This window comes from Caballeronia sp. RCC_10, assembly GCF_041360715.1.
Lineage (GTDB): Bacteria > Pseudomonadota > Gammaproteobacteria > Burkholderiales > Burkholderiaceae > Caballeronia > Caballeronia grimmiae.
The window spans coordinates 300,932-322,057 of sequence record NZ_JBFUPT010000005.1 but is presented as its reverse complement, the minus strand read 5'-3'; the positions used below and the strand labels follow the sequence as shown (position 1 = coordinate 322,057).

Here is a 21,126-nt window from a genome sequence, read left to right as displayed (position 1 = left end):
TTGACTACCACAACAGCTCACAACCTAGGGCAGACCATGAAATTCACCCGTCTGGCATTGACCGCAAGCGCAGCTGCATGCGCCGTTTTCACGCTCGCATCGTGCGGCAGCGTGGCCAATCTGAATCCCGACACGCTTCTGCAGTCGGGCCAACTGGCCACCTCCGCGCTCACGCTGAGCGACAGCGATGTCCGCGGTCTCTCCGACAAGTCCTGCGCGCAAATGGACACTGAGAACAAAATTGCGCCGGCATCAAGCCAGTACACGCAGCGCCTGAACCGCATTTCGAAGCAACTGGGCGACAACATCAACGGCGTGCCGGTCAACTACAAGGTGTACATGACGAAGGACGTCAATGCGTGGGCGATGGCCAATGGCTGCGTGCGCGTATATAGCGGCCTGATGGACCTGATGAACGACGACGAAGTGCGCGGCGTCGTGGGCCACGAGATGGGGCACGTGGCGCTTGGCCATACGAAGAAGGCGATGCAGGTCGCCTACGCGACGTCGGCGGCGCGCTCGGTGGCATCGGCGGCGGGCGGCACGGTCGCCAGCCTGTCGGCTTCGCAACTCGGCGATCTGTCGGAGAAGTTCGTCAACGCGCAGTTCTCCCAGTCGCAGGAAAGCGCCGCGGACGACTACTCGTTCGATCAGCAGAAGAAGAAGGGCTACAACCCGGCCGGTCTGGTGACGGCGTTCCAGAAGCTGGCGGCGCTGGACGGCGGCAAGTCGAGCATGCTGAGTTCGCACCCGTCGTCGCCTTCGCGTGCGAAGCACATCGAAGAGCGCATTGCTTCGGGCAAGTAAGCGGAGTGTCGACCGGCGGCAGCGTTGCCGCCGGTGACGCGCGTCGCGGGCGGCAACGCTCCCGACGCAAGACGTCGGCAATCAGAAGAAATAATGCACGCCGACAGTCAGGCTATCGTTGCGACGATGTCCCTGATCGTAGCTCGCGGTATCGCCCGTGTACTCGCCGGCCACGCTCCAGTTCTTGTGGAACTTGTACTCGACGCCCGCGCCATAGTGCAGGCGCGTATCCGGCCACGTGCCCGTGAAACCGATGCGCGCATACGGCATGATGTTCTGCTGAACCGGCATACCGAACTTGGCGTCGATGCCCGCGTCATTCTTGGTGGTCGAGCCGCCGTGGAAGTCGGCGAAGCCTTCCACGCCAATCACGAAGCGTTCCACATCGAAGTTATATCCGGCCGTGATGCCGGGGAAGAACGTCGTATGCGTGTCGGTTTGATAGTGACGGCCGGTTGCATCCGACCAGTTGATTCCGAGCTTCGCGCCCGCGTACGGGCCAGCGAATTCGCTTGCTTGTGCGGTCACCGCGCCCAGCGCCAGGATAATGAGCGGCGCGACGAATTCTCTTAGACTTGCCATGATGTTTGGAACCTCGTTGTTGCTCGGTGCATCGGTCTTGCCTGCCGTTGCGTTTGATTGCTGAAGAAACAGCAACGCGCGAGATTAGGTTCCAACAGTCAACTTCGGAAGCGGATTTGTCTTAAAGCGGGCAGGCGGAAACGAGGCAGTAACAAAAAGGCGCAGAGTCGGCGTTGGGGATGTGCTGTTCTTGCGGAATGAACGTGCGACTTCAAAGTGCGTGCGCCGGTTGAGATTACTTAGCATGACAGAATGAATATCGCGCGGAATCGTCAGCGTCCGGTTCGATCGCGAGCGAGTCGCGACGCTACGACGTGCGCAGCCGCGCGAACGTTCCGTCAGTACGGCGAACCTTCGGCAGACGCGCAGAAGTGCTGCGCCTTGCGTTCTCGAGGGAATCGTCGCTCCGTCGTGCGGAAAGCCATGCCGCAATTGCCACGTTGGCTACCAAGGTGCCGAATGAATCGCCCAAACAAAAAGCCCCGCAAGGCGCAAACCTTACGGGGCTTTTCTTCCTACCACTGGCGGAGACGGAGGGATTCGAACCCTCGATCCAGTTTTTAGCCAGATGCTCCCTTAGCAGGGGAGTGCCTTCGACCTCTCGGCCACGTCTCCCAAACTTTTCGTCGCACCGGGAGTGCAGTGCAACGAGATCGAGATAATAGCGTGTTCCCCGGCAGTGGTCAAATTCACATGACGATTTTTTCCAATGGATCGACCACGAATGTTCCCGCCGCCGACCACCGGAGCAAACGCCCGCGCTTCTTACGCGCGATCCAGCTCGAACGCCTTGTGCAGCGCGCGCACTGCCAGCTCGGTGTATTTCTCGTCGATCAGCACCGAGATCTTGATTTCAGAAGTCGAGATCATCTGGATGTTGATGCCCTCTTCCGACAGCGTGCGGAACATCGTGCTCGCGATGCCCACGTGCGAACGCATGCCGACGCCCACCACCGACACCTTCGACACCTTCGGATCGCCCAGCACCGTCTCCGCCTGCACGTGGCCCTTGACCTGACCGTTCAGGATTTCGAGTGCGCGCTGATAGTCGCCGCGGCCGACCGTGAACGTGAAGTCGGTCTTGCCGTTCACGCTCTGGTTCTGAATGATCATGTCGATGTCGATGTTCGCATCGGCCACCGGCCCGAGAATCTGATACGCGACGCCCGGCTTGTCGGGCACGCCCATGACCGCGATGCGCGCTTCGTCGCGCTGGAACGCGATGCCAGAAATCACTGCTTTTTCCATGTTCTCGTCTTCTTCAAAAGTAATCAGGGTGCCCGAGTGCATCTCTTCCTCGAGCGCCATCAGCGGGTCGGTCAGGCTGGAAAGCACACGCGTCTTCACCTGATACTTGCCGGCGAATTCCACCGAGCGGATTTGCAGGACCTTCGAGCCGAGACTCGCCATCTCCAGCATCTCTTCGAAGGTCACGCGGTCGAGCCGGCGCGCATCGTCGACGACGCGCGGGTCGGTCGTATAGACGCCGTCCACGTCCGTGTAGATGAGGCATTCGTCGGCCTTCAGCGCCGCCGCGATCGCGACCGCCGACGTATCCGAGCCGCCGCGTCCGAGCGTCGCGATGTGCCCTTCCGGATCGACGCCCTGGAAGCCCGTGATGACCACGACCTTGCCCGCGTCGAGATCGTTGAGCACGCGCTCACCGTCGATTTCGCTGATGCGCGCCTTCGTGAACGCGCTGTCCGTCTTGATCGGAACTTGCCAGCCGGCATAACTCACGGCGTCGAGACCTTCGGCGTGCAGCGCGATGGCCAGAAGGCCGACGCTGACCTGCTCGCCCGTGGAGGCAATCATGTCGAGTTCGCGCGGGTCCGGGTTCGCCGTGATGTCTTTTGCAAGGCCGAGCAAGCGATTCGTTTCGCCGGACATCGCCGACGGCACGACGACCATCTTGTGGCCGGCCTTGTGCCATTTGGCGACGCGCTTGGCGACGTTCTTGATGCGCTCGACCGAGCCCATCGAAGTGCCGCCGTATTTGTGTACGATGAGTGCCATTGTCGTTTTGAACAGAAGGGAAACACGCGCTGACGCGCTCAATGCAAGGTGCTGTGCGTTGCTTGACCGCTTCGGGGATGGATGAAGCCAGCAACGATACGCGGGATGCCGCCGCATGCCCGCCTTGCGGTCAGAACTCACGCAAGTGTGCTCAAGAGGTGCGTCAAGGGCGCGCGTTTGCAGGCGAACTTCGCGTCTTTTGAACGGAGATGCTGCGCAAAGCGCGTGGCGGGCAAGCGAGCTACGGTACCCGATCGAGGCCGAAATTACAAGATTGCACGCTTGCGAAGGCCATTTTACCGGCTCGCGCGCAACGTCGCCGCTTCAGGCCAGCAACAGGTCGGGCCGCCACACGATGCGGCGTAGCGGAGCGTTCGCGCTTTCCGGTCCGATCTCCGGCGCGACTTCACGATTCACGCCGATGCACGGCACGAACAGCAGCGCATCGCGGATGAAGAGCAACGGCACGTCGCGTTTCCACGCCGGCACGCCGCGCTCCTGAAACAGGTTCTTGAGCGTGCGGCTCGGCGCATCCGCCGCGAGGCGCATGCGCTCGCCGCCCGCCCGCGCACGCGCGACGAGCGGCGCCGCGCGCAGCAAACCTTCCGCGATCACATCGGCGCCGGGCGCATCGACGCGCTCGAACACGAACGATCCGCGCCATTGCGGCAAGCGCCAGACTTCATCGCCTTGCCAGCGCAACTCGCCGGGCGCTCGCGCAATGGCCGCGCCCTGGTCGAGATCGGGCGCGTCGGCGCTATCGCCCTGCTCCCAGAACAACGCATTGCGATACACCCGCAGGCACTGCCCCGCGTGATCGACGCGCAACGCGTGACCATCGCGCGCACGCGCTGCGTGCCGAAGCTGGCGCAGAATATCCGCGCTGCGCGCCGTCGATGCCGCCGGCAAGCCGCATACGCGCATCCAGTAACGCAGCAGATTGATCGCGCGTTCGTCGTCGAGTGCAAGCAGCGCATCGAGCGCGAGCGCGCCCTCTTCGTCGCCGCGCGCCGTATCAAAGTCGATGAGCGCGAGGTCATCCAGCAGCCGCTGCGCCGAAGCCGCATGCGACGCCGTGCGCGCGAGCGCATCGCGGAAGCCGGGGAAATGCACGGCGAGCACCGGCAGCACGTCATGCCGCAGCGCATTGCGCGCGTACCGGGTGTCGGCGTTGGACTCGTCGTCGATCCAGGTGAGATCGCGCTCGTGCGCGTACTGCTCCAGTTGCGCACGCAAGAGCCGCAACAGCGGACGCAGGCGCGGCGTCGCGCCATCGAGACGCTGCGGGGCCATCGCGGCCAGACCCGCGACGCCCGCGCCGCGCAACAATTGCAGCAGCACCGTCTCGGCCTGATCGTCGGCATGATGCGCAATCAGCAGCGCCGACGCGCCCGCTTCATCGCACATGTCGTCGAGCGCGCGGTAACGCGCATCGCGGGCGGCGGCTTCGAGGCTCTGGCCGCCCGAACGCATCACCTCGACGTGCCGCGACGCATGCCGCACTTCGAGCGACGCAGCGAAGGCGGCGCAATGTGCGGCCCACGCATCGGCGTTCGGGCTCAGGCCGTGATGAACGTGCAGCGCCACGACGCGCGGCGCGCCGAAACAGCGCACGGCGGCATCGACGAGAACAGTGGAATCGAGACCGCCGCTCAGTGCGACGGCGAGCCGCGCATCGGAGGGCAGCGCGGCATCCGACACCGCAGCGCGCACCGCCTCGAGAACGAGGCGGCCGGCCGGGGTGTCGGTATCGAAGATCACGAGGAGACGTGAAAGAGCGAAGGCCCGCTCATGCGCCGGGCAGCGATTCCTTGAACTTGCCGTAGGCCATCAGCTTGTCGAAACGGCGATCGCGCAATTCCTGCACGCTCATGCCCTGAAATTGGCGCAGCGAATCCGCGAGCGCACGCCGCAGCATCGCGGCCATGCCCTTCGGATCGCGATGCGCGCCGCCGAGCGGCTCGTTCACGATCTTGTCGATGAGCCCGAGAGCCTTCAGGCGATGCGCCGTCAAACCGAGCGCTTCGGCCGCTTCGGGCGCTTTCGCCGCGCTCTTCCACAGAATGGACGCGCAGCCTTCCGGCGAGATCACGGAGTATGTGGAGAATTGCAGCATCATCACCGTATCGGCGACGGCGATGGCCAGCGCGCCGCCCGAACCGCCTTCGCCGATGATCGTCGTAATGATCGGCGTCTTGAGTTCCGCCATCACGTAAAGATTGCGTCCGATCGCTTCCGACTGTCCGCGCTCTTCCGCGCCGATGCCCGGATACGCGCCCGGCGTATCGACGAACGTGAAGATCGGCATGCCGAACTTCTCGGCGAGACGCATGAGCCGCTCGGCCTTGCGATAGCCTTCCGGACGCGGCATGCCGAAGTTGCGCAGCGCCCGCTCTTTCGTGTCGCGGCCCTTCTGATGGCCGATCACCATGCACGGCTGGCCGTTGAAACGCGCGAAGCCGCCGACGATCGCGAGGTCATCGGCGAATGAACGATCCCCATGCAGTTCGTGGAAGTCGGTGAAAAGCTCGTTCACGTAGTCGAGCGTGTACGGACGCTGCGGGTGACGCGCGATCTGCGAAACCTGCCACGGAGACAGGTTGGCGTAGAGATCCTTCGTGAGCTGCTGGCTCTTCTTGGAGAGCCGCTCGATTTCTTCCGAGATGTCGACAGCGGAATCGTCCTGAACGAAGCGGAGTTCTTCGATCTTCGCTTCGAGTTCAGCGATCGGCTGCTCGAAATCCAGAAACGTGGTCTTCATGTGTTCGAGTCCTAGGAACAACGGGCAGGGCGCAGGGGCGTCTATTCTAACCGCGTCCGTCCCTGATAAATACGCGCGGAAGCTATCGATTATAAAGCAACGATAGCGCGCTAATTGCTGTGTGAAATCAGTGGTCTGCGGGAATCGGGTTGAGGCTGCGCCACATGTACCAGGTCGCAACCGTGCGCCACGGCTCCCAGTTCGCCGCGACTTCGCGCGCTTCGCTGCGCGTGACGGGTTCGCCGCTGAAGTAATTGACGCTGATCGCCTGGATCAGGCCCAAGTCATCGAGCGGCAGGACGTCCGGGCGCGACAGATTGAAGATGAGGAACATCTCCGCCGTCCATCGGCCGATGCCGCGAATCTGCGTCAGCTCGGCGATGACGGCTTCGTCGTCCATCGACGCCCACGTATCGACATGCAGCACGCCCGACACGAAATGTTGCGCGAGATCCAGGATGTACTCGGTCTTGCGCTTCGACAGTCCGCACGCCTGAAGCTTCTCCGGCCCAAGCTTGATGAACTGCGCGGGGACGACTTCGGGACACGCGGTCTTCACGCGCTCCCAGATGGCTTGCGCGGCTTTCACCGAAATCTGCTGTCCTGCAACCGACCGTGCGAGCGTCGAGAAGGGATCGCCGAGATTGACGAGATGGATCTCGCCGAACTTCGGAATCAGTTTCTTGAGGATACGATCGCGCTTCATCAGATCGGCGCATGCCTTGTCCCAATAGTCAGGACGCGTGGCTTCGCGCGTCAGGCCGCCGACTTGAACCGATACCTCGACATCCGCCGTGACGACGCGCGACTTGCGCACGACTTCGCCGTGCTCCGTGTCGGCGACGAGCGCCTGTGCGTTGGCGGCATCGGCCGCGACAGCGCGGCCATTGCCCTTCGCCGGCTGCGCTTCCGCTTCCACGGTGCGCGGCTTCGACGCACGCGCGGATACATCCTCGCCGTTGCCGCGCCGCGCGCTGCTTACGCTGTCGCTCGCCGCACGCAGCGAGATCGCGCGCTTGGCCGCGGTCTTGCGAGCCGTCGCCGTCGTTGCACCATTGCTCTTCTGCGTCGTCGATTCCGGTTGCGCACCGCGCGCGCGCTTCGTTGCGGGCGACGCGGCGCTTCCTGACGCGGGTCGCTTGACCGGCGTCTTCCTGGCCGTTGCCATCTTGCCTCCTGCCTGGCGAGTCGATCAGAGGGTTCGAAGGTTCGCGATCACACGCGGCGCCATTCGGTCGACCCACCCGGTTTGTCTTCAAGCGCAATACCGGCTTCGAGCAATGCGGCACGAATCCGGTCTGCTTCGGCATAATCTTTCGCCTGCTTGGCGGCGGTGCGCTCGGCGATCTTCGCTTCGATCTCCTGCGGCGACAGTCCGTCCGCTGCCTCCGTGCCCGCCGCCTGTTGCAGGAACGCACGCGGCTCACGCCCAAGAAGCCCGAGCACCTGGCCCAGACCCCTCAGCTGGCGAGCGAGCGCCGGCTCGCGCGTGCGGTTCACTTCGCTTGCGAGATCGAACAGCACGGACACGGCCACTGGCGTGTTGAAGTCGTCGTTCATCGCAGACTGGAAACGCTGCGCGTTCGCCTCATTCCAGTCAAGTTGCTGATTGTCCGGCTCGACATCTTTCAGCGCGGTATATAGGCGAGTCAAGGCGTTCCTTGCATCGTCGATATGCACGTCGCTGTAGTTGAGCGGCGAACGATAGTGCGCACGCGCGATGAAAAAGCGCACGACCTCGGCATCGAACTTGGCCAGCACTTCACGGATCGTGAAGAAGTTGCCGAGCGACTTCGACATCTTCTCGCTGTCGATCTGCACGAAGCCGTTATGCATCCAGTAGTTCACGAAGGTCTTGCCGGTCGCGCCTTCGCTCTGCGCAATCTCGTTCTCGTGATGCGGAAACTGCAGGTCCTGACCGCCGCCGTGAATGTCGAACTGTTCGCCGAGCAAGGTGCAGGCCATCGCCGAACATTCGATATGCCATCCCGGACGGCCGCGTCCCCACTTCGAGTCCCAGCCTGAATCGGCAGGCTCGCCCTCCTTCGAATGCTTCCACAACACGAAGTCGAGCGGGTCTTCCTTGGCATCGTTCGCAGCAACGCGCTCGCCCGCGCGCAGGTCTTCGAGCGACTTGCCCGAGAGCTTGCCGTAGCCCGCGAACTTGCGCACCGCGTAATTCACGTCGCCGTCCTTCGCGTGATACGCGTAGCCGTTCGCCTGCAACGCATCGATCATGCCGAGCATCTGCGGAATGTAGTCGGTGGCGCGCGGCTCGAGATCCGGACGCGCGACGCCGAGTGCATCGGCGTCTTCGTGCATCGCCTGGATGAAGCGCTGCGTGAGCGACTTGATCGGCTCGTTGTTCTCGACGGCGCGGCGAATGATCTTGTCATCGACGTCCGTGATGTTCTGCACGAACGTGACCTTGTAGCCGATCGTGCGCAGCCATCGCTGCACGACATCGAACACGACCATCACGCGCGCATGACCGATGTGACAGTAGTCATAGACGGTCATTCCGCAGACGTACATGCGTACCTCGCCGGGGCGAAGCGGCGTAAAGGGTTGCTTGTCACGCGCGAGCGTGTTGTAGATGCGCAGCGAATTCATAGAGGGCAGTGCGTGTACCGGAGCACCCGTGCGTTGTCGACGAGGTGACGTGCTCGATGCTGGCGGGAACGGATGACACGCACACGCGAGCGCGAACACGACGGTCAGTCGACCAGGACGGAGACGGCCACGAGTGGCAAAGAGAGTCCGGCGTTGGCAACGCGCGACCACGTGTGAAACATGGCGTGCAAGGCGTGCGCGGAACGGGCGGACCTTTTGTTAGAATGGGTCGGAGTATAACACTCGGACTCGAGCCTATGAAATCTCCAAGCGGCCGCACGACGGGCGTTGCCAGTCATGCCGCGAGCCAGGCTGAAGCCCTCGCAGTGCATCGTGTTTCGAGTGGCGTTTCGCGCTTGACTCCCCTTCTCTTCCCGCTCCATTCCTTGACCCGATTCCAATTGACTCACGCTCAAGCGCGCATGTCTTCGCAAGTTTCCCGCCTGCGGGCTTCAGTTCGTTCCCGCGATGCCTTTCGCGCGACGCTTTCGCGCGCCGCGGCCGTTGCCGTCATCGGCGTAGCCGCGTGCTTCGGCGCGTCGACGGCGGCGCTTGCGCAGGTTTCGTCGGCGACGGCGGACGGCACGCCGGAAATCGATGCGTCCATCGCCGGCAAGGACTGGAACGCCGCGCTCAAGCAACTGGATGCGCGCATCGCGACGAATCCGCGCGACGTGCAGGCGAAGTTCAAGCGCGCGACGGTGCTCGCCCGCCTGAATCGCGACGACGAAGCCATCACCGCGTTCACCGAGCTGACGCAGGCCTACCCGGAACTGCCCGAGCCGTACAACAATCTGGCCGCGCTCTACGCGAAGAAGGGCCGCTATGAAGATGCGCGCGTCGCGCTGGAAACGGCGGTGAAGGCGAACCCCGGCTACGCGCTTGCCTATGACAATCTCGGCGATCTGTACCTTCGGCTCGCGAGCGAATCGTACAAGCGCGCGCAGTCGCTCGGCTCGACGAGCCCGCTCACGCGCCAGCGGGTTGCGGGCATCCAGAACATCATCACGCCGCCGCCGAAGAAGCGTGCCGCGAGCGCGGCTTCCGGCGCTCAGGCCGCATCGGCGCCGCGCGTGCCATCGGATGAATGGACGCCGACGCAAGGCGAGAATTCGTCGACGATGCCATCGCCCGACAGTTACTCGCCCTTCGGCGGATCGAGCGGCTCGTTGCCGACGTCGCCGTATGTCGCGCCGAATCCGCAGCCGTGACACGGACAAGCCGAACCCGCCTGCGCAGGAGTTAAGCTGTAGTCTTCGCGCGGTGGCATTTCACGCACGCCGTCGCGGTTGACGCTTTGCATTCATCACCCGAGGATCGAACCTTCATGAAATTGCTGATGTTGGCGCTTTCCGGCGCCGCCCTGATCGCGACCGCCCCCGCCTTTGCTCAACCCGGGCAACCCGCGCAGGCCGCGCATCCGAACGTGCTCTTCAAAACTTCGCAAGGCGACATCCGCGTCGAGCTTTATCCCGAGAAGGCGCCGAAGACCGTCGAGAACTTTCTCGCCTACGTGAAGTCCGGACAGTACAGCGGCACGATCTTTCATCGCGTCATTCCGGGCTTCATGATTCAGGGCGGCGGCTACAACACGAGCTTCGCCGAGAAGCCGACCCGCGCGCCGATTCCGCTCGAAAGCCGCAGCGGCCTGAAGAACGCCACCGGCACGATCGCGATGGCGCGCACCAGCAACCCGGACTCGGCCACGGCCCAATTCTTCATCAATACGGTCGATAATGCGGGCCTCGACTATCCGAACCCGGACGGCAACGGCTATGCCGTGTTCGGCAAGGTCGTCGCAGGCATGGATGTCGTGAAGAAGATCGAAGGCAGCCCGACCACCACGCGCGGCCCGATGGCCGACGTGCCGCAGAAGCCGACCGTGATCGAGTCGGCAACGGTGGTCTCGCAGTAACGCGAATATCCTGGCGGCGTGCCCTCGCGCGCCGCCCAACTACAACCGAACACACCGGAGAAAACACATGGTCGAACTGCATACGAACCACGGCGTCATCAAGCTCGAACTCGACGCGGAAAAAGCGCCGAAGACGGTCGAGAACTTCCTCAACTACGTGAAGAAGGGCCACTACGACAACACGGTGTTCCATCGCGTGATCGACGGCTTCATGATCCAGGGCGGCGGCTTCGAGCCGGGCATGAACCAGAAGCCGACGGACGCGCCGATCAACAACGAAGCGAACAACGGCCTCACGAACGACAACGGCACGATCGCGATGGCGCGCACCAACGATCCGCACTCGGCGACCGCGCAGTTCTTCATCAACGTGAAGGACAACGACTTCCTGAACCACTCGTCGCCGACGCCGCAGGGCTGGGGCTACACCGTGTTCGGCAAGGTCGTCGAAGGCATGGATGTCGTCGAAAAGATCAAGAAGGTCCGGACCGGCTCGAAGGGCTTCCATCAGGACGTGCCGGTCGATGATGTCGTGATCGAAAAGGCCGTCGTGGTCTGACTTCCCATCGCATGATCGAGTCGAAGTCTTTCGGTCGCGAAACGGAACAGGAAGCAGCGGGCGCAGCGCATGACGCGCGCCCGCTGTTTTTCATTTCGGACCTGCACTTGAGCGAGGCGATACCGAACACGGTCGCCGCGTTCGAGCATTTCATCGAGGTGACGGCGAACGAGGCCGACTCGGTTTTCATCCTCGGGGATCTTTTCGAATTCTGGATCGGCGACGACGTGCTCGATCCCGCCATCACCGACGAGCGCGGCCGCTTTGCGCGCCGCATGACGAGGCTGCTGCACACGCTGTCCGAGCGCGGCATCGCGCTATACGTGATGCACGGCAATCGCGACTTTCTGCTGGGCAGGCGCTTCATGAAGGAAGCCGGCGCGATGCCGCTGCCCGATCCCTTCACGATGACCGCGTTCGGCACGCGCATCGTGCTCGCTCACGGCGACGCCCTCTGCACCGACGACACCGGTTATCAGCGCTTTCGCCGTTTCGCGCGCAACGGCATCGCGCAGCGCCTCTTTCTCGCGCTGCCGCTTAGCACCCGGCTTGCAATCGGCCAACGCATGAGAATGACGAGCGAAGGCGCGCGAACGCACGAGGCATCGGCGAAATACGACGTGACGCGTCCCGCCGTCGCGTCACTGTTCGCGCAGAGCCGCACACACACGATGATTCACGGCCATACGCATCGCCCGGCGATGCATCGCGAAGCCGATGGCGTGCGCTGGGTGCTGCCCGACTGGGAACTCGATATCGACGAGCCGCGCGGCGGTTACCTGCGCGTCGACGCGAATGGCGTGCGCGCGCTGCCTCTATAACTGACGCTCGACGCCGCGCGTTTCGCCGTCCATCGCGGAGCACATGCGCTTCAGGTCGACGAGCGTCGCGCCATCCACGCCTTCCACGCCGTGCAGCGCCTCCACGCGCGCGCCGAGCCGCTCCAGCGCGGCGACGATTTCATCGGTGCGCAGCGACTGCTTCGACGCGTGATCGATCAGGCCGTGAATCGCGAGAGACACCGGATCGTCGGCGTTCGGCGTGATGCCGTAGGCGCAGAAGCCGTCGCGAGCATCGGTCTTCGGCTTCGGCACCGCGGGCATCACGATGCGCGCCGGATTGCCGACCGCGGTGCCGCCCGCCGGCACCGGCTTCACGACGACCGCGTTCGAGCCGATCTTCGCATTCGCGCCGACGGTAAAGCTGCCGAGCACCTTCGCGCCCGCGCCGACGATCACGCCGCGCTCGAGCGTCGGATGCCGCTTCGCCCCGCGCGTGAGCGACGTGCCGCCGAGCGTGACGCCCTGATAGATCGTGCAGTCGTCGCCGATTTCCGCCGTTTCGCCGATCACCACGCCCATGCCGTGATCGATGAACACGCGCCGTCCGAGCGTCGCGCCCGGATGAATTTCGATGCCGGTCAGAAAGCGCCCCATCTGCGATACGAAGCGCCCCGACCAGCGCCAGCCGCGCCGCCAGCACGCGTTCGCAAAGCGATGCAGCACGATCGCATGCAGTCCCGGATAACACGTGACCACTTCGAGCACACTGCGTGCGGCGGGATCGCGCTCGCGGATGGCGGCAATGTCTTCGCGGATTCGGTCGAACATGTCGGACTCTCGGTCGGGGGAAGGGGCGCTGCTGCGCCGATGGCTTAAGCAGACTAAGCGCAATGCTTATATCGGCATGCCGTTTTCGCCGATTGTAGGACGAGCGCGCGAACCGCGCCCGATGCCCCCGCTGACAGCGCGGTCTGCCTCAGTCCTTGTTCGCCCGCAAGAGAATGTGTTTCGCGATGCCGCGCAGGATGTTCACTTCCTCGTGTTCCAGCCCCGAGCGCGCGAACAGCCGCCGTACGCGCGACATCAGCTTCTTGGGATTGGCGGGATCGAGAAACTCCAGCGCAACGAGCGCCTCTTCGAGGTGCGCGTACATGCCCTCGATTTCATCGCTCGATGCGCTCTGCTGCGCCGGTGCCGCGAGCGACGGCGCAGGCGCGGCATCCTGAAACGCGATGCGCAGTTCGTAGGCAAGCACCTGCACCGCTTGCGCGAGATTCAGCGAGCTATATGCCGGATTGGCCGGGATGTGCGCCAGCGCGCTGCATCGCTCGACGTCGGCGTTGGAGAGGCCCGTGCGCTCGTTGCCGAACACGAGGGCGATGTCGCCGTGCCGCACGAATTCATGCGCGCGCTGCGCGACGGCACGCGGCGGCATGTGCGGCGGTCCGTATTCGCGCGTGCGCGCCGTCAGCGCCACGGACCAGCGCACGCCGACGAGCGCTTCCGCGAGCGTATCGACGACGTGCGCGCCGGCGAGGACATCGTCGGCGCCGCTCGCCATCGCGATGGCTTCCGGCTCGTTCTTGACGTCCGCGACGCGCGGCGCGACGAGCACGAGGCGCGAGAAGCCCATCGTCTTGAGCGCGCGCGCCGCTGCGCCGACATTGCCCGGATGACTCGGCTCGACGAGGATGAACCGCGTTGACGTGAAGCCGCCGGCGGGAGAAGAAAGTTGATTGGAGTCCAAGGCGCGGATTCTGCTGAAGGGTTGCGAGAAAACTGAAGCGGGGAATCGGCTATCTTATCCCGAAGCCCGGCCGCCGCTCGCGGCAATCGGAAACATCCGGCTTCGGGTAAAATGCTCCGTTCGCGCCGTGACCGCGTTGTGGTCCGCGAGCGCCCCGCTCTTATTCAATTCGTCTTTCGTCGACATAGTCGTTGTCGCCAACTTCATCGCCCGCGCCATTGCAAAGCACGCGGCGGTCAAAGGATTTCGCTCATGCAACCGATGCTCAATATCGCTGTCAAGGCCGCGCGCCGCGCCGGACAGATCATCAACCGCGCGTCGCTCGACCTGGATCGACTCCAGGTCAGCAAGAAGCAGCACAACGACTTCGTGACGGAAGTCGACAAGGCGTCCGAAGCCGCGATCATCGAGACGCTGCGCACCGCCTATCCCGATCATTCGATCCTCGCCGAAGAATCCGGCGCGGACGAACGCGAGTCCGAGTATCAGTGGATCATCGATCCGCTCGACGGCACCACTAATTTCATCCACGGCTTTCCGTATTACTGCGTGTCGATCGCGCTCGTGCACCGGGGCATCCCGACGCAGGCCGTCGTCTACGATCCGACGCGCAACGATCTCTTCACCGCATCGCGCGGGCGCGGCGCGTATCTGAACGAGCGGCGCATACGCGTCGGCAAGCTCGATCGCCTGTCGGATGCGCTCATCGGCACCGGCTTTCCGTTTCGCGACGGCCAGGGCCTCAACGCCTATATGCGCCTTTTCAGCGAAATGACGCTGTCGTGCGCCGGGCTGCGCCGCCCCGGCGCCGCCGCGCTGGATCTCGCGAACGTCGCGGCCGGACGCCTCGACGGCTTCTTCGAGCAAGGTATTCATCCGTGGGACGTCGCGGCGGGCAGCCTGATCGTGACCGAAGCGGGCGGGCTCGTCGGCAACTACACGGGCGAATCGGACTTCCTGTTCAAGAACGAGATCGTCGCGGCTAATCCGAAAGTCTACGCGCAGATGGTCAAGATTCTCGACATGTACTCGCGCACGCGTCTGACCGGCGAATAACACCGCTTCACGGGGCGCCGGGCGCGCCCCAGCTCCAATCGACGCGCTGCTTCACGCCTGACGCAGCGCCGTCCGCTGTCCGCTTCCCGTACTTGCCCGCTCGATGCAAGACCGCCGTACGTTCTGCCCTTCCGCTCTTCCTCGCCGCGCCCCAGCCTCCCGCCCGACATGAAAAAAGGCTTCTACACGATCATCGCCGCGCAGTTCGTTTCGTCGCTCGCCGATAACGCGCTTCTCATCGCGGCCATCGCGATGCTCGCCGTCGTGCGATCGGCGCCCTGGGTCACGCCGCTGCTGCAAATCTTCTTCACCATCTCGTACGTGGTGCTCGCGCCCTTCGTCGGTGCATTCGCCGACGCCCTGCAAAAGCGCCACGTGATGTTCATCTCCAACGCGCTCAAGGCGGGCGGCTGCGCGCTGATGATCGCGGGCGTGCATCCGATGATCGCGTATGGCGTGGTCGGCCTCGGCGCGGCTGCGTATTCGCCCGCGAAGTACGGCATCCTCACCGAGCTGCTGCCGCCGGAGAAGCTGATTCCGGCGAACGCGTGGCTCGAATCCGCGACGGTCGGCTCGACAATTCTCGGCACCGTGATCGGCGGCGCGCTCGTGAGTCAGGTCGTCGGCCGCTGGGTCGAGCATGCGCACGTGCCGTTCGTGAGCACCGCCGCGCACGCCGCGATGTTCGCCGTGATGGTGATCTACGCATCGGCGGCGGTCATCAATGCGTTCATCCCCGATACGGGCGCGCGCTATCCGAACCTGCTCATGCAGCCGACGCGCCTCGTTCACGATTTCTCCCACTGCTTCAAGGTGCTGTGGCGCGACAAGCTCGCGCAGATCGCGCTATGGGTGACCACGCTGCTCTGGGGCGCAGCCGTCACGCTGCAACTGCTCGTGCTCAAGTGGGCCGACGCGAATCTCGGGCTGTCGCTCTCGAAGGCGGCGGTGCTGCAGGGCGTGACGGGCGTTGGCATTGCGCTAGGCGCAGCGGCGGCGTCGGCGTGGATCGTGCTGCGGCAGTCGCTCAAGGTGTTGCCGGTCGGCGTGCTGATCGGCGCAGTTGCGGTGGCGATGGCCTTCTACAACAAAGACCTGTTTCCGGCGGGCGCAGGCCTGCATGCCGGGCCGGTGTTCATGCCCGCGTACATTCTGATGGCCTATCCGCTGATGATCGCGCTGGGCGGCCTGTCGGGCTTCTTCATCGTGCCGATGAACGCGATCCTTCAGCATCGCGGCGCGACGCTGCTTTCCGCCGGCCATTCGATCGCGGTGCAGAACTTCAATCAGAACCTCGCCGTGCTCGCGATGCTCGGCTCCTACGCGCTGCTGCTGACGGAAAAGGTCCCGGTGCAGTGGATCATCGTGATTTTCGGCGTGTTCGTCTGCGGCATGATGGCGCTGGCGATGCGCCGCCACACGCAGAACGAACGCGAAGTCGACCTGGGCGCGCTCGCCGAGGAATGAAGCTTGCTTCGATGTGGTATCGGTTCATCGCCTCGGGCCGCCCGATTCGCGACAGAGGGAGGGAACGATGGCGGACGAGTCGAAGTCGTAACAAGCAGTGAACGAGAGGATGAATCAGCGCATGATGCGCAGGCAGCGCGCGATTGAATGCGCTGCCATTCTTCGGCACGTCAATAAAGGAGCATGAAAATGGGATTGTTCACACGTTCGACGCTCGATAGCAAAATCAATGGCGCAGCCGACGTCGGCCAGCGCGCGGTGCGCGGGGCGAGCGATGTCGTCGATTCGGCCAGCGACCAGTTGCGCAGCTTTCTCGATGAGCTGGAAGATTCGCTCCACAGCGCGAAGGACATCGACTCCGACAAGCTGCGCAAGCAATTGCAATCGAAGCTGAAGTACGCGCGCTCGCAAATGGACGGCGCGGGTTCCGCGATTACCGACCGCTTCGGCGATGCAGCCGGCTACGCCGATGAGTTCGTGCACGACAAGCCGTGGCACACGCTCGGCGCGGTCGCGGGGCTTGCGCTCCTGATCGGCTTTCTGGCGGGCCGCGCCTGATCGCAGCGGCGCTCGACTGTCACATGCCGGGGTCATCGTTCGATGGCCCCGCTTCGCTTCGCGATTCGGCCTATCCCTCCTGGCCGCCTCCTTCCCTCAACCCCGACAGGTTAAACTCTTGCACTATTGGCTGACCCGCGGCTGAACGCACGCCGCGTTCGGTCCATTCGCTTTTACCGCACGCAAGATGGGCAATCACACGGCAACTCCCGACTCTCTTCCGGCATCGGCCGCACCCGCGCTTGCTGCGGATTTCTCGCAGCACACGCCGATGATGCAGCAATACCTTCGCATCAAGGCGGATCATCCCGGCACGCTCGTTTTCTATCGCATGGGCGATTTCTACGAGCTGTTCTTCGATGACGCCGAGAAAGCCGCGCGCCTGCTCGATCTCACGCTCACGCAGCGCGGCGCATCGGGCGGCAATCCGATCCGCATGGCGGGCGTGCCGCATCATTCGTGCGAGCAGTATCTGGCGAAGCTGGTGAAGCTCGGCGAATCCGTCGCGATCTGCGAGCAGATCGGCGATCCCGCCACGTCGAAGGGACCGGTCGAGCGCAAGGTCGTGCGGGTGGTGACGCCCGGCACGCTGACCGACGCGGCGCTTCTTTCCGACAAAAACGATGTCTATCTGCTCGCGCTCTGCCCCGCGCATAACCGTCGCGGCGTGGCGACGAACGTCGGCCTCGCGTGGCTCAATCTGGCAAGCGGTGCGCTGAGACTCGCGGAAGTCGCACCCGAGCAAGTGGCGGCGGCGCTCGAGCGCATCCGCCCGTCGGAGACGCTCATCGCCGATACGGTCGTCGACGTGCAGGCCACTTTCGGCGTCCCGACGCTCGCTGCGACTACTCGTGTGCCCGCGTGGCACTTCGACGTCGGCTCGGGCGCGGCGCGTCTTCGCGAACAACTGGATGTGGCGAGCCTCGACGGCTTCGGCGGCGAATCGCTTACGTGCGCGTGCGGCGCGGCGGGCGCGCTGCTGCTCTACGCGGCGGCGACGCAAGGCCAGCAATTGCGCCATGTGCGCAGCCTGAAGGTCGAGTATGAATCGGAGTACATCGGGCTCGATCCCGCAACGCGGCGCAATCTAGAACTGACCGAGACGCTGCGCGGCACGGAATCGCCCACGCTGTATTCGCTGCTCGACACCTGCGCGACGACGATGGGCAGCCGCCTCTTGCGGCACTGGCTGCATCATCCGCCGCGCGATGCGTCGATCGCGCAAGCACGCCAGCATGCGATCGGCGCGCTGCTCGATGCGCCATCGTCGACCGGTCTCGACGCCTTGCGCACCGCATTACGCAAGATTTCCGACATCGAGCGCATTACCGGACGGCTCGCGCTGCTGTCGGCGCGTCCGCGCGACCTGTCGTGCCTGCGCGATACCTTCGCCGCCCTGCCCGATCTTCAGGCGATCGTCGCCGCGCTGCCCGCGCAACCGGCTCTGCTCACGCGCATCGGCGAGGCGCTCGAACCGCCTGGCGAATGCCTGCATCTGCTCACGAGCGCGATCGCGCCGGAGCCGGCCGCGCTGATTCGCGACGGCGGCGTGATTGCGCGCGGCTACGACGCCGATCTCGACGAGTTGCGCGACATTTCCGAGAACTGCGATCAGTTCCTGATCGATCTCGAAGCGCGCGAGCGCACGCGCACGGGCATCAGCAACTTGCGCGTCGAATACAACAAGGTGCACGGCTTCTATATCGAGGTCACGCGCGGGCAGACCGACAAGGTGCCGGACGATTATCGCCGCCGTCAGACGCTCAAGAACGCCGAACGCTACATCACGCCGGAACTGAAGGCGTTCGAAGACAAGGCGCTCTCCGCGCAGGAGCGAGCGCTTGCGCGCGAACGCGCGCTGTACGATGCGCTGCTTCAGAACCTGCTGCCGTTCCTCGCGGATTGCCAGCGCGTCGCGAGCGCGCTCGCCGAACTAGATTTGCTCGGCGCGCTTGCGGAACGCGCCCGCGCGCTCGACTGGGTCGCGCCCGAGTTCGCCGCGGATGCGGGCATCGATATCGAACAGGGACGGCATCCCGTTGTCGAGGCGCAGGTGGAGCAGTTCATCGCCAACGACTGCTGCCTGAGCGACGAGCGCAAGCTGTTGCTCATCACCGGCCCGAACATGGGCGGCAAGTCCACGTTCATGCGGCAGACCGCGCTGATCGCGCTGCTGGCGTATGTCGGCAGCTACGTGCCGGCGAAGCGCGCGCGCTTCGGCAAGCTCGACCGCATCTTCACGCGCATCGGCGCAGCGGACGATCTCGCGGGCGGCCGCTCCACCTTCATGGTCGAGATGACCGAAGCTGCCGCCATCCTGAACGATGCGAGCTCATCGAGCCTCGTGCTCATGGACGAAATCGGACGCGGCACGTCCACGTTCGACGGCCTCGCGCTCGCGTGGGCCATCGCGCGGCATCTGCTGTCGCACAATCACTGCTACACGCTTTTCGCCACGCATTATTTCGAGCTGACGCAGCTGCCGGCGGAGTTCGCCCAGGCGGCGAACGTGCATCTCTCGGCGGTGGAGCACGATCACGGCATCGTGTTCCTGCATGCCGTCAGCGAAGGCCCGGCGAATCAGAGCTACGGCTTGCAGGTCGCGCAATTGGCGGGCGTGCCGGCAGCGGTGATCCGCGCGGCGCGCAAGCATCTCGTGCATCTGGAACAGCAGTCGATCAGCCAGCCGACCGCGCAGTTCGATCTTTTCGCGAGCCCGCCGTACGCATTCGAAGATGCGGCCGACGAGCCCGCCCAAGCCGATGCGCCGGAGCATCCCGCGCTGGAAAAGCTGCGTGCACTCGATCCGAACGATCTGCGTCCGCGCGACGCACTCGATCTGCTCTACGAACTGCATGAACTGGCGAAGTCCGCGCCGGATGCGTCGCGATGAGCGCAACGCTCCGCGCGCGATGACGCGCAGCCGGTCGCGCATCGCGAGCGCGACGGTGCGCGCCATTCTGACGACGCTCCTCTTCGCCGTATGCCCGATCACCCATGCGCAGGACGACGGCGACCCGCTCACGTTCGCCGTCATCGCCGATGCGCTCGCCCGCCCCGCCGACGAAGCGCCCGTTCGCCAGATGCTCGACGCCATCGGGCGCGACCGCGATATGGCGTTCATCGTCTACGACGGCAACGTGAAGGGCAGCGCGGAGGCGTGCCGCGACAGCATCTATCAGTCGCGCCGGGATGTGCTCGACGGCTCGCGCGCGCCGCTCGTGCTGCTGCTCGGCCAACACGACTGGGCCGACTGCGGCCTCGCGCATACCGCCGCCTACGATCCGGTCGAGCGGCTCGATTTCGTGCGCCAGTTCTTCTTCGCGGATGCGAATTCGCTCGGGCAACAGCCGCTCGCGCTATCGCGTGAAAGCGACGTCGCGCGCTTTCGGTCGTTTCGTGAAATCGTGCGGTGGCAGGCGCAAGGCGTGGCGTTCATCGGCCTGAATGCGCCGAGTCCGAACAATCATTATCTGACGGCTGGCGGGCGCAACGGCGAGTTCGAGGACCGCGCCGTCGCGACGACGTTCTGGCTCGAGCATGCGGCGGAATCCGCGCGGCGCTCGGGACTGCGCGCACTCGTCATCATCCTTCAGGGCGACCCCGACTTCGCGCGTTACGAGCGGCGCGACCGCTTCGCGTGGCTGCGCTTCTCGCGCACGACCCCGCCGCGTGACGGCTTTCTGGAACTCAAGCGCAGTCTCGTGAAGGCGGCTGAAACGTTTCGCGGGCCGGTCATCGTGATTCATCGCACGGAGGCGCCGGAGCCGAATGGCTTTCATATCGATCAGCCGCTGCGCAACGACAAGGGCCTGACGGTCACGAACCTGACGCGCGTCGCGCTCGCGTTGAAGAAGCCGCAATCGCAATGGCTCGAAGTATCCACCGATGCCGGATGGCGGCCGCCGTTTCGCTTGCGTGTGCGCGACGGACGGACCGTGCGCGATACACGCGGTGCGAACGAAGCCCGCAAACGCGAGCCGGTCGATCCGCAAGCCGATCCGTACGCGGTACCGTATGCGTCGCCGTACTCGTCACCGTACTCTGCGCCAGCATCGGGGGCGGCGGCGCCGTTGCATCACGATCTGCCCGACGCGTTGCCGCCTGCGCCATCGCTGATTCAGCCGGCGTCCGGTCTTCCACCGATCCTCACGCCGCCGCAGGCGCTGCCGCCGATTTTGCCGACGCCGGCATCGAGCGTGCCGCCCACCGGGCCTGGCAATACGAACGGTCGCGCACAATAAAAAAGCGCAGCCTCGCGCT

Annotated in this window: 18 protein-coding genes and 1 tRNA gene; 10 read left to right on the top strand and 9 right to left on the bottom strand. The window is 64.4% G+C overall.

What is annotated here, in order from left to right; translation table 11 throughout:
* Positions 1-36: 36 nt before the first annotated feature.
* On the top strand, positions 37-807 hold the full coding sequence (locus AB6804_RS13055; RefSeq protein WP_370886784.1) for a M48 family metalloprotease: 771 nt from the start codon (positions 37-39) through the stop codon (positions 805-807).
* Positions 808-888: 81 nt separating this feature from the next.
* On the opposite strand, the gene AB6804_RS13050 is transcribed toward AB6804_RS13055, so the two are convergent.
* The 7 genes from AB6804_RS13050 to cysS form a co-directional block, all read right to left on the bottom strand.
* Positions 889-1,389 (bottom strand): porin family protein, encoded by a 501-nt coding sequence (locus tag AB6804_RS13050; protein ID WP_370886783.1) that lies wholly within the window; start codon positions 1,387-1,389, stop codon positions 889-891.
* 522 nt (positions 1,390-1,911) lie between these two features.
* Positions 1,912-2,004 (bottom strand) — tRNA-Ser (locus tag AB6804_RS13045).
* 150 nt (positions 2,005-2,154) lie between these two features.
* The gene (locus AB6804_RS13040; protein ID WP_244794485.1) at positions 2,155-3,405 is read right to left on the bottom strand and encodes an aspartate kinase; all 1,251 of its coding nucleotides are present in this window, start codon (positions 3,403-3,405) and stop codon (positions 2,155-2,157) included.
* A 324-nt stretch (positions 3,406-3,729) separates the two neighbouring features.
* Positions 3,730-5,166 carry a tRNA lysidine(34) synthetase TilS gene (tilS, locus tag AB6804_RS13035; protein WP_370886782.1) on the bottom strand — a complete coding sequence of 479 codons (1,437 nt, stop codon included), beginning with the start codon at positions 5,164-5,166 and terminating at the stop codon, positions 3,730-3,732.
* Positions 5,167-5,194: 28 nt separating this feature from the next.
* Positions 5,195-6,166, bottom strand: coding sequence for an acetyl-CoA carboxylase carboxyltransferase subunit alpha (locus AB6804_RS13030; RefSeq protein ID WP_244794483.1), 972 nt, complete (start codon positions 6,164-6,166; stop codon positions 5,195-5,197).
* A gap of 127 nt (positions 6,167-6,293) precedes the next feature.
* Complete coding sequence (locus AB6804_RS13025; RefSeq protein ID WP_370886781.1) at positions 6,294-7,334, bottom strand: DNA-3-methyladenine glycosylase; 1,041 nt, start codon at positions 7,332-7,334, stop codon at positions 6,294-6,296.
* 47 nt (positions 7,335-7,381) lie between these two features.
* Positions 7,382-8,779, bottom strand: a complete 1,398-nt coding sequence (gene cysS / locus AB6804_RS13020) for a cysteine--tRNA ligase (protein ID WP_370886780.1) — start codon at positions 8,777-8,779, stop codon at positions 7,382-7,384.
* Between the two features lie 422 nt (positions 8,780-9,201).
* On the opposite strand from cysS, the gene AB6804_RS13015 reads away from it, so the two are divergent.
* The 4 genes from AB6804_RS13015 to AB6804_RS13000 all read left to right on the top strand — a co-directional run bounded on the left by AB6804_RS13015 (position 9,202) and on the right by AB6804_RS13000 (position 12,074).
* Positions 9,202-9,990, top strand: coding sequence for a tetratricopeptide repeat protein (locus AB6804_RS13015; RefSeq protein ID WP_370886779.1), 789 nt, complete (start codon positions 9,202-9,204; stop codon positions 9,988-9,990).
* Between the two features lie 116 nt (positions 9,991-10,106).
* Positions 10,107-10,694, top strand: a complete 588-nt coding sequence (locus AB6804_RS13010) for a peptidylprolyl isomerase (protein WP_035959414.1) — start codon at positions 10,107-10,109, stop codon at positions 10,692-10,694.
* 67 nt (positions 10,695-10,761) lie between these two features.
* Positions 10,762-11,253 carry a peptidylprolyl isomerase gene (locus AB6804_RS13005; RefSeq protein WP_035959415.1) on the top strand — a complete coding sequence of 164 codons (492 nt, stop codon included), beginning with the start codon at positions 10,762-10,764 and terminating at the stop codon, positions 11,251-11,253.
* An 11-nt stretch (positions 11,254-11,264) separates the two neighbouring features.
* Positions 11,265-12,074, top strand: coding sequence for a UDP-2,3-diacylglucosamine diphosphatase (locus tag AB6804_RS13000; RefSeq protein WP_370886778.1), 810 nt, complete (start codon positions 11,265-11,267; stop codon positions 12,072-12,074).
* Here the strand turns inward: AB6804_RS13000 and cysE are convergent.
* Positions 12,069-12,863: a serine O-acetyltransferase gene (gene cysE / locus AB6804_RS12995; protein ID WP_244794477.1), complete on the bottom strand. Its 795-nt coding sequence runs from the start codon at positions 12,861-12,863 to the stop codon at positions 12,069-12,071. The two genes, AB6804_RS13000 and cysE, sit on opposite strands and share 6 nt — an antisense overlap.
* Before the next feature lie 148 nt (positions 12,864-13,011).
* On the bottom strand, positions 13,012-13,782 hold the full coding sequence (locus AB6804_RS12990) for an RNA methyltransferase (protein ID WP_370886777.1): 771 nt from the start codon (positions 13,780-13,782) through the stop codon (positions 13,012-13,014).
* Between the two features lie 252 nt (positions 13,783-14,034).
* On the opposite strand from AB6804_RS12990, the gene AB6804_RS12985 reads away from it, so the two are divergent.
* From AB6804_RS12985 to AB6804_RS12965, 5 genes are all read left to right on the top strand, one after another.
* Positions 14,035-14,838 (top strand): inositol monophosphatase family protein, encoded by an 804-nt coding sequence (locus AB6804_RS12985; RefSeq protein ID WP_370886776.1) that lies wholly within the window; start codon positions 14,035-14,037, stop codon positions 14,836-14,838.
* Between the two features lie 168 nt (positions 14,839-15,006).
* Positions 15,007-16,305 (top strand): lysophospholipid transporter LplT, encoded by a 1,299-nt coding sequence (lplT, locus tag AB6804_RS12980; protein ID WP_370886775.1) that lies wholly within the window; start codon positions 15,007-15,009, stop codon positions 16,303-16,305.
* A gap of 189 nt (positions 16,306-16,494) precedes the next feature.
* Positions 16,495-16,863 carry a YqjD family protein gene (locus AB6804_RS12975; RefSeq protein WP_370886774.1) on the top strand — a complete coding sequence of 123 codons (369 nt, stop codon included), beginning with the start codon at positions 16,495-16,497 and terminating at the stop codon, positions 16,861-16,863.
* Positions 16,864-17,050: 187 nt separating this feature from the next.
* Complete coding sequence (gene mutS, locus AB6804_RS12970) at positions 17,051-19,756, top strand: DNA mismatch repair protein MutS (protein WP_370886773.1); 2,706 nt, start codon at positions 17,051-17,053, stop codon at positions 19,754-19,756.
* A complete protein-coding gene (locus tag AB6804_RS12965) occupies positions 19,719-21,107 on the top strand; it encodes a hypothetical protein (protein WP_370886772.1) in 1,389 nt (462 codons plus the stop codon). The genes mutS and AB6804_RS12965 overlap by 38 nt, the downstream gene beginning before the upstream one ends.
* Positions 21,108-21,126 lie beyond the last annotated feature (19 nt).